The organism is Parafrankia sp. EUN1f, from assembly GCF_000177675.1.
GTDB lineage: Bacteria > Actinomycetota > Actinomycetes > Frankiales > Frankiaceae > Parafrankia.
This window is the reverse complement of record NZ_ADGX01000184.1, coordinates 1-15,627: the sequence shown is the minus strand read 5'-3', so window position 1 is coordinate 15,627 and position 15,627 is coordinate 1. Positions and strand designations below refer to the sequence as shown.

The following is a 15,627-nucleotide window of genomic DNA, read 5'->3' as shown; positions in this document are numbered from 1 at the left end:
AGGCCCGGACCAGGTTCAGCGCGGCGGCGCTCTGGTGGTAGGCGGCGACCATCCGCTTCGGGTCCGGGCGGCGGGCCTCCGGCGTCGCCGCGATGTCGTTCACCGCGTCACCCCGGTAGGAGGGCAGCCCGGTCGACGACTCGATGTCGGCCGAACGCGGCTTGGCGTACTGGCCGGCGATACGCGCGACCTTCACCACCGGGGTGCTCGCGCCGTAGGTCAGCGCCACCGCCATCTGCAGCAGGGTCTTGACCTTGTCACGGATCTTGTTGGCCGTGTTGGCGGCGAACGTCTCCGCGCAGTCCCCACCCTGGAGCAGGAACGCCTCGCCGCGGGCGACCATCGCGAGCCGGTCGGTCAGCGAACGCACCTCAGGCGCGGTGACCAGCGGAGGCAGCCCTGACAGCTCGGCGAACGCCGCCGCAAGCTCGCCCTGGTCGGGCCAGGAGGGCTGCTGCCTGGCCGGAAGGGTCCGCCAGATGTCCAGGTCATTGCTCACGAGTCACCAGGGTACGGGTCTGTCGGCGAGAACTCCCGTGCTTTTCGTCCGTCGCCCGCCCGACCGTCGCCCGCCAGACAGCCGAACCACCCGAACCACCCGGACCGCCCGCCAGCCCGGCGATCCCGGTGGTTCGGCGCGGGTACAGGCGCCGGGGCGCTGGTGCGCTGTCAGCCGAAGAAGACCTCGGCCTCCTCGTACAGGTGCTCGGGCACGGTCTTGAGCTCGCCGGTGGCCTCCGCCAGTGGCACCCGCTCCACCCTGGTCCCGTGCAGGGCGACCATCACGCCGAAGTCGCCGTCGTGCGCGGCGTCGACGGCGTGCAGCCCGAAGCGGGTCGCCAGCCAGCGATCGAAGGCTGTCGGCGTCCCGCCCCGCTGGACGTGACCGAGGACCGTCGCCCGGGTCTCGCGGCCCGTCCGCCCCCGGATCTCGGTCTCCAGCAGCGAGGAGATCCCCTGCAGGCGCACGTGGCCGAAGGCGTCCAGCTCGCCCTCCTTCACCATCATGGTGCCCGCGATCGGAGTGGCGCCCTCCGCCACCACGATGATCGGCGCGTAGCTGGTGGCGAACCGCTGCTCGACGAAGGCGCAGACCTTGTCGATGTCGAACGGCCGCTCCGGGATCAGGATGACGTTCGCTCCCGCGGCCATGCCGCTGTGCAGCGCGATCCAGCCGGCGTGCCGGCCCATGACCTCCACCACGAGGACACGGTGGTGGCTCTCGGCCGTCGTGTGCAGCCGGTCGATCGCCTCCGTGGCGATGTTCACCGCGGTGTCGAAACCGAACGTGTAGTCGGTGGCGGACAGGTCGTTGTCGATCGTCTTCGGTACCCCGATCACCGGGACGCCCTCCGCGTGCAGGCGCGCCGCGGCGCCCAGGGTGTCCTCACCGCCGATGGCGATCAGGGCGTCGACGCCGGTGCGCCGCATCGTCTCCCGGACCCGGGCCGGGCCGTCCGCCGAGGCGAACGGATTCGTCCGGCTGGAGCCCAGGATGGTGCCGCCGCGGGGCAGGATGCCGCGCACGGCGGCGATGTCCAGGGGGATGGTGTCGTTCTCCAGCGGGCCGCGCCACCCGTCCCGGAATCCGACGAAGCTGTGGCCGTATAGGCCGACTCCTTTGCGGACGACGCCGCGGATGACCGCGTTCAGTCCGGGGCAGTCGCCACCGCCGGTCAGCACACCGATCTTCACAGCCAGGGCCCTCTCTTCCCGAGTCGCCCCCGATCCCTCGCACTTCCGGCGGCAGCCTAGCCCCGCACCCGCCCAACCTCGACGCCATTCAGAAACTCGGCGTGGCAGGTCAAACGCTCTCCGTAATATTGGACGTCCGGCGGCAGACAGGTCGAGGCGAACACGGGACGTCGGGGCGAGCGTGGGGACGCCGAGTACGCGAAGACACGTCCGCGGGAGCGCGGGGCCTGGTGGAGCGGGGCCTGGTGGAGCAGGGCGAAGCCTGGGCGGCTACCCGGACGGCGCGTCGGCGACGAGCCGCTGACGCAACGCGCTGAGGACCTGCCAGCGGGCGAGGTTGTGCCGCGCGTCCGCGAGCGCGTCGTGCGCGTCGGGCGGCGGCGGCGGGAGCGTCGGGCTGCCGACGTCCTCCCACAGCTGGCGCAGATCATGGGTGAACCGCGGCAGCCGCCGCGGCAGGGCCGGCATCTTCCCGAAGAGCTGGCAGAGGACCACGTGATCGTAGGCGGCGTACCACGCCCACAGCTCCGGAGCGCCGTCCGCGGTCAGGAAGCGGACCACCTCGTCCCGGATCCGCTCCCGCGACATCCAGCTGGGGCTCGCCGGCGGAGGCAGCCGGTCGAGGACGTTGCGCCGCACCCAGGGGACGGCGTGGGCCGGATCGAACTCGGTGGAGACGGCGTAGAACTCACGCTCGCCGTCCTCGCTGACGATCCCGATGCTCACCAGATCAAGCCAGTGATGGCCGGAATCGTCGCGTTCGATGAACTCGGTGTCGTAGAAGAAGCGGCCGCCCACTCGTCCAGTGTGCCCCGCGGGTCGAAGGGCGCCGCCGCGGGCATCCCCGCCGGCCGGGGGCACCCGCGCGGACCGTCCGGTCAGCGGCGCCGAAGGCGCAGGAAGAGCGGTCCGAGCACAGCCGCGGTCAGTGCCGCGCCGAGCAGCGGAAGGACCAGCAGCAACAGCGGGGAGTCGGCCTCGCCGCTGTCGCCGGCCGCGGCCTCGCCGGCTGTGGTGCTGGCGGCCGCCTGCGGCCTCTGCCCGGCCTGCGCCAGCTGCGCCGTGCCTGACGAGCAGTTCACCGCGCCGGCCCGGGCCGGCGCGACGGGCGGCGCGGCACCGGCTGCCGGCGCGACCTCCACGCTGACCTCGGCCGCGCCGGCCGAGGCGACGACGCACAGAACGCCCGCGCCGGGCGCCGAGCTGACCTGGCCACCGGTCACCCGGACCTGGTAGCCCGACGAGTAGCTCCACCCCGGCACGACGATCGCGGTCGCCGTGCCGGCCGGGAAGGCGCCGCGCACCGCCGAGGAGGTGCGGTAGGTGAGGCGGAACACTCCCGAGGCGTCGCTCCCGTACGACTCCGGAATGCCCGCCACCGCGGCCGGGTAGGGCCGGACGACCTCCGCCGGAGGGGTGGCCGCGGCCCGCACCTGGCCGGCGCCGATGCCGGTCCTGGGACGGCCGGTGACCGGCTCGTCGTAGAACCAGCCCAGGTTGAACACGTCGCCGGCGTCGGCCAGCGCGCCGACCCGGGTCCGGGAGCCGTCCGCCCAGCCGGTGATGTACCCGGCGGCGCCGTTCGCGGCGACCCTGGCCGCCGGGTCGAACGGTGCCGCCTGAGCGACCCACAGCGTGTGGTTGGGATCACTGGAGCGCAGGGTGGCCGCAAGGTCCTCGGCTGCCGTCGAGGTCGGCACCTCGAAGCCGATCAGCCCGCCGACGGCGCCGAACCGGCCCGCCAGCCGCCGCAGCCCGGCCTCCAGATCGGACGTCGAGGGCGTGTAGCCCGCGCTGCCGGGAACGATGCTGAGCACGACGAACAGGCCGTGATCGGTGAGGTCACGCACGACGGCCCCGACCTGCTCCAGCCCGCCCTGTTCGGGGTCACCCGCCGGCGGCCGCTCACCACTGGGCGGGAACCGGCCGCCTGCCGTCATCGGGACCTCGAGGCGGCTGCCGGTGAAGCCGTAGTCGATCCACCGGGCCACGTCGGCGGCGGTGGGCACGGTCCCCGCGGGCACGGTGACGCCGCGGGGCAGCACCACCCGCCCGGCGGTGTCGGTGAGGAAGCTGCCTGCTCGCGACACGGTGCCGGCGGGCGGCTGGGCCGCGGCGGCCGCCTGCGCGGTGCCCGGCGCGGAGGTCGCCTCAGCGCGCCCGACCGGCCCGGCGCCGACGGCAGGGATGATCGGGACGGCAAGCAGCAGCAGTGCCAGCAGCGGCACCGCCGCGACCGACCAGCCGGTCCGACGCCCGGCCCGACGGCTGGATCTACTCGGCAAAAACCCCGTCACGCCACGCACGGTGCAATCTTGCCGTGCCCTCCCCAAACGGGTCAGACCGGCCTGGGGTAGCGGCCTGGCAGCCGTCTGGGGCAGCGGATTCGGGCGCGGTGGCGCGGTCAGGAACCGGAGACCGGTGCCCGCTCGGGATCCTTCCCCGCACGGGTGGCCGGCCCCTCCCCCACAACCGGCGGCTCGGCCACAACCGAAGGCTCCGCCACGACCGGCGACTCGACCACGGCCGAGGGCTCCGCCTGGCCCCGGCCCGCCTCCCTGGCCTGGGCCTCACGGGCGGCGGCGGCGAGCTCCTCCTTGCGCCGTTGCGCGTACATGTCGACGTATTCCTGGCCGGACAGCGACATCAGCTCGTACATGATCTCGTCCGTCATCGACCGGAGCACGAAGCGGTCGTCGGCCATCCCGGCGTACCGGCTGAAGTCGAGCGGACGCCCGATCCTGATTCCGACCCGACGGATGCGCGGCATGAACTGGCCCGGCGGCTGGACCTCGAACGTCCCGATCATCGCCACCGGAATCACGGGCACGCCGGCCTCCAGAGCCATCCGCGCGACGCCGATCTTCCCGCGGTAGAGCCGGCCGTCCGGCGAACGCGTGCCCTCCGGGTAGATCCCGAGCAGCTCGCCGGAGCCGAGCACCCGCACACCGGTACGCAGCGCACCCTCACTGGCCCGCCCGCCGCTGCGGTCGATCGGGACCTGACCGAAACCCTTGAAGAACTTCCGCTTGCTCCAGCCCTTGAAGCCGACCCCGGTGAAGTAGTCGCTTTTCGCGAGGAAGGTGATCCGCCGGGGCACCACCAGCGGCAGGAAGAAGGAGTCCAGAAAACTCAGGTGGTTGCTGGCGAGGATCGCCGGCCCCCGGGTGGGCACCTGGTCGAGACCCTCCACCCACGGCCGCCAGAACAGCCGCAGCACCGGCGTCAGGATGGCCTTGACGACCCAGTACAACACGCAAGCTCCCCGCTTCGTCGCACCGCCGCCCGCCGACGGCATTCCCGGACGCCCGCGCCCGGCCTCACCCATACCCAACGGGGAACGGGTGGAACGGGTTGCCCGGGGTGACCATATGGACCCCTCACGACATCGTCCACCACACGGTGCCGACGTCGGAGTGTCATTGTCCGGCCGCCTCCGGGAGCTGGGAGGCCGGGTCCGTCCGAACAGCGGGCGTGGACCACGCCCGGCGGTAGAGGAGTCACGCACAGAACACACCGGACGATCAGTGGCCCGGCCGAGAAGTCAGGAAAAGCACGCGACCATGGCCAGTCGGGCCCTGGCATGCGAGCATGCAACTGTCGGTGTCGGTTCTCCCGCAACCAGAGGGCGCGCCGGGCCACCCCTGACCAACCCTGCGCTGGGGCCGACCGGCGGCATGTCGGGCTCCGCAGCCGCGGTTCGGTCGGCCGGCCCTCACGCGACTCCGGGTGCGCTGCCCGTACCGTCACCGGGAGTGCCCACCCCATGATCTGCGGCGGGTGCGTCGTGGGCACTCGACGCGGAGGGAGTGGATAGCCAATGGCGGGAGTCCCGGAGTCGGCGGTCCTGCCTGGCGCCGAGCCTTTCGATCTTCGCGGTGCCGGCACCGCCGATGCGGGCGCGGGCCCCGGAGCTGCCGTGGGCGACGGCGGAACCGGTGTGCTGCTCGTGCACGGCTTCACCGGCTCGCCGCACAGCATGCGCCCGTGGGGTGAGCACCTCGCCGCCGCCGGTCTGCGGGTGAGCTGCCCGCGGCTGCCCGGCCACGGCACCCGCTGGCAGGACATGGCCCGCACCACCTGGCATGACTGGTTCGGCGCCGCAGACGAGGCCTTCGGCGAGCTGAGCCGTACCTGCGAGCGGGTCTTCGTCATGGGGCTGTCGATGGGCGGCACCCTCACCCTCCGCCTCGCCGAGGTGCACGGGGCCCGCGTCGCCGGCGCGGTGACCGTCAACGCGAGCCTCGGGACGGACCGGCGGATCGCCGCGCTGGCGCCGCTGCTCTGGCGGGTCATGCCGACCTTCCCCGGCGTCGCGGGTGACATCCGCGCGCCCGGTGTCCGGGAGGTCGGCTACACACGGGTACCGACGAGGGCGTTCGCCTCCCTGCGCGAGCTGTGGGCCGTCACCCGTGCGGATCTCGGGCGAATCGTGTGCCCGGTGGTGGCCTATCGCAGCGTCGTCGACCACGTGGTCGAGCCGACGTCCGGCCGGCTGCTGCTCGAGGGGATCACGTCGGCACCCGTGGAGGAACGGCTCCTGCACGACAGCTACCACGTGGCGACGCTCGACAACGACAAGGAAACGATCTTCAAAGGAAGTGTGGATTTCGTCACCACGCAGCCCGAGGCCGCGGCGCGATGACCGATCACATCTCCGGCCCCGGGCCGCAGGACGCGGACCCCGACCGCGTTCCCACGGAGCCCGGCAGCCCCACCGCCCCGGCGGGGGCGACCCCGGCGGGGGACGGCCCGACCAGCCCGGGCGACGCCCACTCGTCTGCTGCCGCCGCGGACACCGGGTCCACCGGGTCCACCGGGGCAGGCGCCGGCATCGCTGACACCAGCGCCACCGACATCGGCGCTGCCTCCACGGGCGCCGGCGACGCTGACACAGCCACCACAGGCACCGGCCCCACCACAGGCGCCGGCGCCGGCGAGCGACGTTCCCCGGCCACCGACGAGGCGGCCTTCCTCGACCTGGTCGCTCGCTTCCACGAGGAGCCGGCGGGCAGCGAGCAGTCGTGGCCGGCCGCCGAGGACCTCGACGAGCCCCGGCGGTCACCGATCATCATCATCAGGCCGTCCGGCCGGCGCCCGGACGGGATGCCGCCGGACGGGCGTCACCTCGCCGAGGACGACCCGGGCGAGCGGACCATCCCCCCGTCCCCGGCGGCGCCGTCCTCGTCCGCGTCCGCGTCCCCGTTCACCGGTGGCGACGTCGATCGCGCACCGGCCGGCGAAGCGGACCGGGACCGGGACGGCGACCGGGACCGGGACGGCGACCGGGACCGGGACGGCGACCGGGACCGGGACGGCAACACGCCGCCGGGCGGCTCCAGGCCCGGCGACATCGACCGGCTTGACGAGGCCGTGCGGGCGGCGTTGCGGCCCGCCGGCGGCGCGGACCCGTTCTCCGCCGGCGAGGACTCGGACGAGGACCACTACATTCCGCCGCCGGCACCGCCGATCCCGCGGATGCGGCCGGGCACCCGCTGGGCGCTCGGCTCCATCGCGCTCGGCGTGGCGATCCTGGTGGTGCCGTCCCTGATCGGGATGGTGCAGGCTCGATCGCGGGACGTCGCAGGCGTCCTGCTCATTCTCGGTGGCGTCGGGACGCTGGTCGCCCGCCTGGGTGACCGGCCCCCGACGGACTTCGACGGACCGGACGACGGCGCGGTCGTCTGATCACGCCGGTGGAACACCGGGCGGTCCGCGGGCCGCCCGGTCCATCGGTATTTGCACGACCGGCGCAGCCTTCCGCAGTGGCGTGAGGCAGCGCGACTGGCGGACCGGCAGGACAGGCGAAGGGCGGCTGCGTGCGTTTTCATGAGCAGGTCGAGGTGCACGGGCACCTCATGGACACCGGCGTGCTGGCACGGGTGTTGGATGACGTCCTCGCCTACGGTGGCGACTACCGGGTCGACAAGATCGACCTTGGGCGGACCCACGACGACGAGTCCCACGCCGTCATCACCGTCGGGGCCGACTCCGCGTCCACCCTCGCGCGGATCCTGATGCGCGTCCAGGTCCACGGGGTGAACAAGCTGGTCTCCGGCGAAGCCGTGACCCGGCCCGCCGAAGCCGACGGCGTCTTCCCCGAGGACTTCTACTCGACGACGAACCTGGAGACCGTCGTGCACCTCGGCGGCCAGTGGGTACCCGTCGAGCACCCGGAGATGGACTGCGGGCTCATCGTCTCCGGCGGCCGGGTGCGCACCGTTCCGGTGGCCGACGTCCGCGCCGGCGACATGATCGTCTGTGGTGCCGATGGGGTGAAGGTCGTCCTGCCCGTCGCCGACCACTCGACCCGGCTGCACGGCGAGTTCGCATCGATGTCGTTCAGCTCCAGCGCGGCGCGCCCGCAGGCGGTGCTGGTCAAGACCGTCGCCCGCCAGATCCGCGAGATCAAGGCGGAGGGCTACCAGGTCCTGTGGGTCGCCGGGCGGGCCGTGGTGAGCACCGGGGCGTCCCGGGCGATGACCGCCCTGGTCGAAGCGGGCTTCGTCGACGTGCTGTTCGGTGGGAACGCGCTTGCCACCCTCGACCTCGAACGCGCGCTGTTCGGCAACTCGTTCGGCCTCGGCAGCCCGCACAGCCGGCGGGTACAACGCGGAAACGAGCAGCACATCCGCACCGTGAACACGATCCGCCGTGCCGGGTCGATCCGGGCGGCGGTGGAGAGCGGGCTGGTCACCGAGGGGATCATGCACGCGATGGTGAAGGCCGGGAAGTCGTTCGTCCTGGTCGGCTCGGTCCGGGACGACGGCCCACTGCCCGACGTCCACACCGACATCCTCGCCGGTCAGCGGGCGATGCGGGCCGCGCTGCGTGGCGTCGGCTTCACCGTGATGGTCGCGACCACCCTGCACTCGGTCGCGACCGGGAACATTCTGCCGGCGTCGGTGCCGGTGGCCTGCGTCGACATGAACCCGTCGACGGTGACCGGGCTGACGGACCGGACGTCGGCCCACGCCCTCGGCGTGGTCGCCGACGCCGGCCTGTTCCTCGAGCAGCTCGCCACCGAGCTCGTCCCCGACTACCGCGCCTGACCCCCTTCGGCCGCCGCGTCGCTCGCGGCGGCGGGAAAGTCGCTCGCGGCGGCAGGAAAGAGGCGCTGCACAGCCGCGACGACGGCCGCCCGGCGAGCGGCCATGAACGCGTCGCGGTCCTCGCCGGAAGGGGCCAGATCGGGCTGGGCGGCCACCCGCAACGGCGGCCGGCTCAACCTCGGCGAATCCCTCTTCGTACTCCTCCAGGACCACGCAACCGTCGCGTAGCGTCGTCGAACGCGTCCTCCGCGAAAGACGGGGCTAGCTTCGGGCGAGGTCGGCGGCGCCGACGATGCCGGCGGCGGAGCCGAGCGTGGCGACCACCACGTCGGCCTCCGGCCGGTGGCCGCGGCCGGACAGCACCGAGCGGAACCGGGTGCGTGCCGGGCTGACCAGCAGCTCGCCCGCGTCCGAGACGCCACCACCGACCACGAAGCGGCTCGGATCAAGGACCGCGGCCAGGTTCGCGAGACCCTGGCCGAGCCAGTGGCCGACCTGCTCCAGGCATGCCAGCGCTGCCGGGTCACCCTGCTGCGCGGCGGCCGTGACATCCGGGCCGGTCAGGTCCGCGGCCTGGCGCCCGCCCAGCATCCGCAGGGCCGCCTCGGGCGACTCCGCCGCGATCTCACGAGCCGCCCGGACGACCGCCCGGCCGCTGGCGTACTGCTCCCAGCAACCGGCGTTCCCGCAGCCGCACTCGTGACCGCCGGGAACCATCTGCATGTGGCCCATCTCCGCGCCGATCCCGAACGCGCCGCGGTGCAGCAGCCCGTTCAGGACGATGCCGCCGCCGATGCCCGTCCCGACCGTGACGCAGACCAGGTCGGAATGGCCGCGGCCCGCGCCGAAGCGGTACTCGGCCCAGGCCATGGCGTTCGCATCGTTCTCGACCACCACGGGCAGGCCGACACGGTCCGCCAGCACCTGCCGCAGCGGCTCGTCCCGCCACGCCAGGTTGGGCGCGAAGAGCACGGTGGAGCGGTCCCGGTCGATCCAGCCCGCGGCGCCGACACCGACCGCGCGGATCTCGAAGCTCTGCCGCAGTTCGGCCACCAGCTCGACGACGACCTCGGCGACCTCGGCCGGATCATGGCTCGGGGTCGGTCGCCGTGTGGAGGCCAGCACCGTCCCCTGGGCGTCGACGACACCGGCGGCGACCTTGGTCCCGCCGATGTCCACCCCGATCGCCAGGTCCGTGTCCCCGATGGGGGCGGCCGCCGACCCGGTGGTCACTGAGCGCTCACCTCAAATCGATTCTTTGCACGCGGGGTCGGGCTGACCCCTGGGGTGTTGTTTGGGACGTCGTTGCCGTCCGGCTCTGGCCCGGTGCGTCACGGTGATCAGCATTCCAGGCCCCCCAGGCCGCGCGGACGGCGGCACCGAGCGACGTCGCGGCGGAGAGCAGATGGCCGGCGACCTCCGCGACCTCGGCGTGCTCGCCACGCAGACCGGCCAGGAGCCGACACACCGGGCACACACAGCACGGCCACTCGTGGTCGGCCTGCGCGGAGCCCGGTCCGGCGTCCGCACCCGCCCTCGCGCCCGCCGCCTCGGCATCCAGGCCGGGCTCCGCGCCCGCCTCCGCGCCTTGGCTGGCCTCGGTGGCAACCTCGGAGACGTCCTCCGGCGGGCGGGGTCCGTCCTGCGCGCGCGGATCGCCGTTCGCGGCCATCCACTTCTGGACCGCCGCGGCCAGCAGGGCGGCCTCCTGCGCGAGCGAGCCGACCACCTCCCGCGCGGTTCCCTCGCCCGGCCCACCTCCACGCCGCTCACCCGCGGCTTCCCCCACCGGTTCACCCGCACCCGGGTCAGCATCCGGGCCCGCGCCCGCGGGGCCGCGCAGCGTCGACTCGCTCACGCGCGGACCCACTGTGCCGGGTCGGGCACGAACGACACCGTCAGCCTGTCCTCGGCGAGGTGAGCGCCGAGAACGTCGCACCGGCGCAGCGCGGCCGGCAGCGAGACATGCCGGCGATCCGCTCCGACGCTGACGACGAGATCGTCCCCGACGCGGGCGAGATCCACCTCCGACCGGTGGACGAACGGCAGCTCGAACGACATCTCGTAGCCGGACTCGGTGCGTTCCACCCGTGGGGTGGCGCCGTCCTCGCCGCGGTGCGTGCCGAGCACGGCGGCCGGGTCCCGCCCGTCGTAGGCCGCGGCGCCGAACGCCGCCAGCTCCTCCAGCCCGAGCGGCTCACCGGCCCGGTAGGCCGCGGCCAGCACCGGCAGCGGGGCGACCAGCTCGGCGATCTCGACGAGCTGGTCGCGGTGCGCCGCCGCCCATCCCGCGCGCCACGCGTCGCCACCGTCCTGGCCGATCACCCGGTTCACGATCACCGCGTCCACCCCGATGCCGTGCAGGGACAGCCCGCCCAGGGTGCGACGGGTCTGCGCGAGGGCGGACGTCTCGGGGGTCAGCACGAGCCGCACGCTGGTCACCGCCGGGTCCGCGAGCAGGGCGCGCATCTCGTGCGCGAGCGCCGCCACCCCGGAGACAGCCTCGTAGGCGGGCCCGGCCATGGCGGCGAGGCGCCCGACGAACCGGCCCGACAGCGGCGAGGGCAGCGGCAGCCCCGGTCGCATCCAGCGGGCGAGCGCCCCGTCGGGCGGGCCCAGCCGCCGGCAGCCCCAGGCGAGCGTCTCCGGGCTGGCGAGCAGCCGCAGGGCGGCGCTCGCCGGCCCCGCGTCGACGACGACGACGTCATAGCGGTCGGCCCTGATCCGGTCGCGCAGCTCCAGCAGTGTCAGCGCCTCCAGGGCACCGGGCAGCCGCAGGAGCTCCTCGACCTCAAGCGGGTCGAGGTCGGGGCCGGAGTCGGGCAGCCCGGCGGCGATCAGCGCGCGGACCCGCGGCCACCGCTCGGCGAACGCGTGCCGCAGATCGGTCTGGAGGGCGAACAGCCCGGACTCGAGCTCGACCTCGGCCGGCCCCAGCGGATGGTCCAGGACACCGGCGAGGCCGGCGGCCGGGTCCACGGAGACGACGAGAGTCCGATAGCCGCGCTGGGCCGCGAGGGTGGCGGTCGCCGCGGCGACCGTCGTGGTCCCGCCCCCGCCCTTGCCCGTAAGGAGCACACACCGCACCGGTGGTCAGCGCTCCGCGAGCTTCTCGACGTGCTTCTTCAGGTCCTTCAGCGCCGCGTCGACGACGCCGGTCTGGACCTTGCGCCGCAGAATGCCGGGGATCTTGACCTTCAGCTCCACCGTGAGCTCGTAGGTCACCTCGGTGCGGCCGTCGCCGAGATCACGCAGGGTGTAGCTGCCGTCCTGGGCGGACATCGTCTGGCCGGAGACGAGGCTCCAGCTGACCTGCTCGTCGCCCTTCCAGACGTACTCGTTGACGAACTCGTCCTTCACCACGACCGCGTTGATCCGGAACCGGGCCTGCTGCGGACGGCCTTCCGGCCCCACCGCGAGGATCTCGGCCTCCTCGATCTGCCCCACCCAGGTCGGGTAGGCGGCGATGTCCGCGATGGCCCCCATGACGACAGCCGGCCGGGCATCGATGACGATCGACGACTGCGCGTGATCCGCCATAAGCCGTCCGCACCTCCACATCTCATCGCCCCGGCGGAGACAGCGGGCCGGTCGCGAGGCCGCACGCTGTGACCGACGGTGGCTACTGACCCGCGCCGCAGGGCACAGGACGAATGCCCGATCGATCGTTGAGGCTACCGGAATCCCGGCGCTACGCCGGGTGGCCTACCACTCGAGGACGTACGGCGTGCCCCGCGCGTTGAAGTGGCCCACGTTCACACAGCGGGTGGTGCCGATTTCCAGCTCCGCGACCAGCGGCTGGTGCACGTGCCCGAACAGCACATACCGCGGCCGCGTCGCGTGGATCGCCTCCAGCACGGCCTTGCTGCCACGCTCGAACCGCTCGGCGACGGTGTCGTAGACCAGCTCGGGGACATGCGGCGGGATGTGGCAGCACAGGACGTCCACCGCCCCCACGGCGGCCACCTTCGCCGCGTAGGCGTCGTCGTCGATCTCGAACGGGGTGTTCATCGGCGTCCGCAGGCCGCCGCCGACGAAACCGAAGGTCAGGCCGCCGATCTCGACGGTCTGGCCGTCCAGCAGGGTCACGCCGTCGCGCAGGAAGTCGGGGTAGAGCTCCGGCAGGTCCACGTTGCCGTAGGTGAGGTAGGTAGGCGTCGGGAAGGCGGCGAACATGGCCGCGTACTGGCGCCGGATGGCGGCTTCCACAACGGCCGACCGGTTGCCGTCGACACTCGCCCACAGTTTGCGGGACCATTCCCGCGCCTCGTCGAACCGCTGCTCGGTCCGCAGCTCGATCATCCGGCGCACCGCCTCGGCGCCGAAGAGGTCGCCCATGATCCCGCGGCTGTGATCCCGGTAGTCGATGAACAGGATCAGATCGCCGAGGCAGATGAAGGCGTCCGCACCCACGGCGGCGCCCGGGATCGCGTCCGACCGCCCGTGGACGTCGCTCACCACATGCACCCGCACCTCAGAGAGCTTAGGTCAGGGACACTTTCCCGCACCAACCGTCAGCCCGTGGCGCGACGTGACGTCGGCGCCCGAACCGGGCCGCTGGGCGCAACCGGGGAAATCGCACCAGGGAATTGAGGCTGCTCGCCGTGGCGCGACTCACAGGCTAACGTCACTTGACCCGCTGTCGTCACAAAGATGACAGCCACGCCCTCAACTTCCCCGCCGGCGACCCCGCCCCGTCGCCGGCCCCGTCGCACCTGCCCAGCACACCTGCCCCGGCCCGACCACGGGCTTGACCACCGGCCTCCGACACCCCCACCGGACGGCCCCGTCATCCTGAGGAGCTCCCGTGCGCGAGTACGCCTCCCCCGCCCAGGTCACCGTGGCGGACGACCTGACGCTGAGCGACGCGATCTTCACCAACGCCCAGCGCGTTCCGAACAAGGTCATCGTCAGGTACAAGGTCGACGACGCCTACGTCGACATGACCGCGACCGAGTTCCGCGATCTGGTCGTACGCACCGCCGCCGGGCTCGTCGCCCGCGGCCTGCAGCCCGGCGACCGCTTCGCGATCATGAGCCGCACCCGGTACGAGTGGACGGTTCTCGACTACGCGGTGTGGGCGGCGGGTGGCATCACCGTGCCGATCTACGAGACCTCGAGCGCGGCGCAGATCGAATGGATCATGTCCGACTCGGGGACCGTGCTCGCCGTGGTCGAGTCCGACGAGTACGCGGCGCTGGTAGCCGAGGTTCGCGACCGGCTGCCCGCACTGCGGGAGGTCCTGGTCCTCGACCAGGGCGCGCTCGACACGCTGGGCGAGGCCGGGGCGGGCACCGGGGTCGGCGCCGAGGAGCTCGCGGCGACGCGCTCCGACGTCACGGCGGACAGCATCGCCACGGTCATCTACACCTCGGGAACCACCGGCCGGCCCAAGGGCTGCGAGCTGTCGCACCGCGCGCTGCTGTTCAACGCCCTGGCCAGCGCGGAGGCGATGCCGAACCACTTCACCGAGGACGCGTCGACGCTGATGTTCCTGCCGTTGGCGCACGTGCTCGCCCGCACCATGCAGTGCACGATCATCAACAACGCCCGCTGCATCGCCTACACACCGGACACCAACACGCTGCTGGCCGACCTCGCCAAGGTCCAGCCGACCTTCATCCTCGCGGTGCCGAGGGTCTTCGAGAAGGTGTACGCCGGGGCCCGGGCGAAGGCGCACGCCGACGGCAAGGGCCGCATCTTCGACGCGGCCGAGGCCACCGCGGTCGCCTACAGCCGCGCCCTCGACCAGGGCGGCCCGGGCCTCGCGCTGCGGCTGAGGCACGCGCTGTTCAACCGGCTCGTCTACGGCAAGCTGCGGTCCGCCCTGGGCGGCAACATCACCCACGGGATCAGCGGCGGTGCTCCGCTGAACGTTCACCTCTGCCACTTCTTCCGCGGCATCGGCTTCCTCATCCTGGAGGGCTACGGCCTGACCGAGTCCACCGCCGCGGCCACGGTGAACCGGCCGGAGTCGCTGAAGATCGGCACGGTGGGCCTCCCGCTGCCCGGGGTCACGGTCCGCATCGCCGACGACGGCGAGGTGCTGCTGCGCGGCGACCTGGTGCTCAGCGGCTACCGGAACAACGAGACCGCCGGCAAGGAGGCGCTGGACTCCGACGGCTTCCTGCGCACCGGTGACCTCGGCTCGCTCGACGAGACGGGGCATCTGCGGATCACCGGCCGGAAGAAGGAGATCCTGGTGACCGCCGGCGGCAAGAACGTCGCCCCGGCACCGCTGGAGCAGCGGATCGGCCAGCACCCGCTGGTCGGGCAGGCGATGCTCGTCGGCGACCAGCGGCCGTTCATCGCCGCCCTCATCACCCTGGACCCCGAGGCGTTCGCCACCTGGCTCAAGACCAACGGGCGCCCGGCGACCGCCACCCCCAGCGACCTCGCGAACGACCCCACGCTGGTGGCCGAGATCCAGCAGGCCGTGGACGCCGCGAACGCCACGGTCTCCCACGCCGAGGCGATCAAGAAGTTCGTGATCCTCCCGTACGACTTCACCATCGCCGGCGGCGAGCTGACCCCCAGCCTCAAGGTGAAGCGCAACGTGGTGATGGAGCGCTTCGCGGACACGGTGGAAGCCATCTACGCGACGCCCCGCGTCACCACCTGACGCCGCACGACCGACTGGCCGACCGCCCGGCGGTCTGGCGGATGCCCAGGTGGCGTACTGGCCCTCGGTCATCCCGAGGACGTCGCGGAGCGGCTCACTGGTGCGGTGGCCGTCATGCCAGGCGTCGACAAGCTCGTCCTCGAGGTAATGCACCCGGCGGGCGAGCCGGAGGATCGTGTCGTCGCGGTCGGCAAGCTCGCTACCGGCGCGGGGCCGCGGGTCGGCCTGTTCGGTGGCGCGGGCGCGGTCCAGGNGCCG

General features: G+C 72.9%; 14 protein-coding genes. 4 read left to right on the top strand and 10 right to left on the bottom strand.

Annotation, left to right across the window (positions count from 1 at the left end):
* The 5 genes from FREUN1FDRAFT_RS33530 to FREUN1FDRAFT_RS33510 form a co-directional block, all read right to left on the bottom strand.
* The coding region (locus FREUN1FDRAFT_RS33530) for a 3-deoxy-7-phosphoheptulonate synthase (protein ID WP_006544803.1) at positions 1–499 on the bottom strand (499 nt) is incomplete at its 3' end.
* A gap of 170 nt (positions 500–669) precedes the next feature.
* Complete coding sequence (locus tag FREUN1FDRAFT_RS33525) at positions 670–1,695, bottom strand: 6-phosphofructokinase (protein ID WP_006544802.1); 1,026 nt, start codon at positions 1,693–1,695, stop codon at positions 670–672.
* A 270-nt stretch (positions 1,696–1,965) separates the two neighbouring features.
* Complete coding sequence (locus FREUN1FDRAFT_RS33520; protein ID WP_006544801.1) at positions 1,966–2,493, bottom strand: polyadenylate-specific 3'-exoribonuclease AS; 528 nt, start codon at positions 2,491–2,493, stop codon at positions 1,966–1,968.
* A gap of 80 nt (positions 2,494–2,573) precedes the next feature.
* Positions 2,574–3,923, bottom strand: coding sequence for a hypothetical protein (locus FREUN1FDRAFT_RS33515; protein ID WP_006544800.1), 1,350 nt, complete (start codon positions 3,921–3,923; stop codon positions 2,574–2,576).
* A gap of 176 nt (positions 3,924–4,099) precedes the next feature.
* A complete protein-coding gene (locus FREUN1FDRAFT_RS33510; protein ID WP_006544799.1) occupies positions 4,100–4,951 on the bottom strand; it encodes a 1-acyl-sn-glycerol-3-phosphate acyltransferase in 852 nt (283 codons plus the stop codon).
* Between the two features lie 564 nt (positions 4,952–5,515).
* Between FREUN1FDRAFT_RS33510 and FREUN1FDRAFT_RS33505 the strand changes: the two genes are divergently transcribed.
* The 3 genes from FREUN1FDRAFT_RS33505 (at position 5,516) to FREUN1FDRAFT_RS33495 (ending at position 8,747) form a co-directional block, all read left to right on the top strand.
* Complete coding sequence (locus FREUN1FDRAFT_RS33505; RefSeq protein ID WP_006544798.1) at positions 5,516–6,340, top strand: carboxylesterase; 825 nt, start codon at positions 5,516–5,518, stop codon at positions 6,338–6,340.
* On the top strand, positions 6,337–7,383 hold the full coding sequence (locus tag FREUN1FDRAFT_RS40430) for a hypothetical protein (RefSeq protein ID WP_006544797.1): 1,047 nt from the start codon (positions 6,337–6,339) through the stop codon (positions 7,381–7,383). The genes FREUN1FDRAFT_RS33505 and FREUN1FDRAFT_RS40430 overlap by 4 nt, the downstream gene beginning before the upstream one ends.
* Positions 7,384–7,514: 131 nt before the next feature.
* Complete coding sequence (locus tag FREUN1FDRAFT_RS33495) at positions 7,515–8,747, top strand: hypothetical protein (RefSeq protein ID WP_006544796.1); 1,233 nt, start codon at positions 7,515–7,517, stop codon at positions 8,745–8,747.
* Positions 8,748–9,008: 261 nt separating this feature from the next.
* On the opposite strand, the gene FREUN1FDRAFT_RS33490 is transcribed toward FREUN1FDRAFT_RS33495, so the two are convergent.
* From FREUN1FDRAFT_RS33490 to FREUN1FDRAFT_RS33470, 5 genes are all read right to left on the bottom strand, one after another.
* Positions 9,009–9,980: an ROK family glucokinase gene (locus FREUN1FDRAFT_RS33490; RefSeq protein WP_006544794.1), complete on the bottom strand. Its 972-nt coding sequence runs from the start codon at positions 9,978–9,980 to the stop codon at positions 9,009–9,011.
* A gap of 7 nt (positions 9,981–9,987) precedes the next feature.
* Positions 9,988–10,605 (bottom strand): hypothetical protein, encoded by a 618-nt coding sequence (locus FREUN1FDRAFT_RS40425; protein WP_006544793.1) that lies wholly within the window; start codon positions 10,603–10,605, stop codon positions 9,988–9,990.
* On the bottom strand, positions 10,602–11,834 hold the full coding sequence (locus FREUN1FDRAFT_RS33480; RefSeq protein ID WP_006544792.1) for an ArsA family ATPase: 1,233 nt from the start codon (positions 11,832–11,834) through the stop codon (positions 10,602–10,604). The genes FREUN1FDRAFT_RS40425 and FREUN1FDRAFT_RS33480 overlap by 4 nt, the downstream gene beginning before the upstream one ends.
* A 6-nt stretch (positions 11,835–11,840) precedes the next feature.
* On the bottom strand, positions 11,841–12,287 hold the full coding sequence (locus FREUN1FDRAFT_RS33475; protein ID WP_006544791.1) for an SRPBCC family protein: 447 nt from the start codon (positions 12,285–12,287) through the stop codon (positions 11,841–11,843).
* A 165-nt stretch (positions 12,288–12,452) separates the two neighbouring features.
* A complete protein-coding gene (locus FREUN1FDRAFT_RS33470; RefSeq protein WP_035956038.1) occupies positions 12,453–13,220 on the bottom strand; it encodes a metallophosphoesterase in 768 nt (255 codons plus the stop codon).
* A 334-nt stretch (positions 13,221–13,554) separates the two neighbouring features.
* Here FREUN1FDRAFT_RS33470 and FREUN1FDRAFT_RS33465 point away from each other — a divergent pair, with 334 nt between their 5' ends.
* A complete protein-coding gene (locus FREUN1FDRAFT_RS33465; RefSeq protein WP_006544789.1) occupies positions 13,555–15,369 on the top strand; it encodes a long-chain fatty acid--CoA ligase in 1,815 nt (604 codons plus the stop codon).
* The last annotated feature ends 258 nt before the right edge of the window (positions 15,370–15,627 follow it).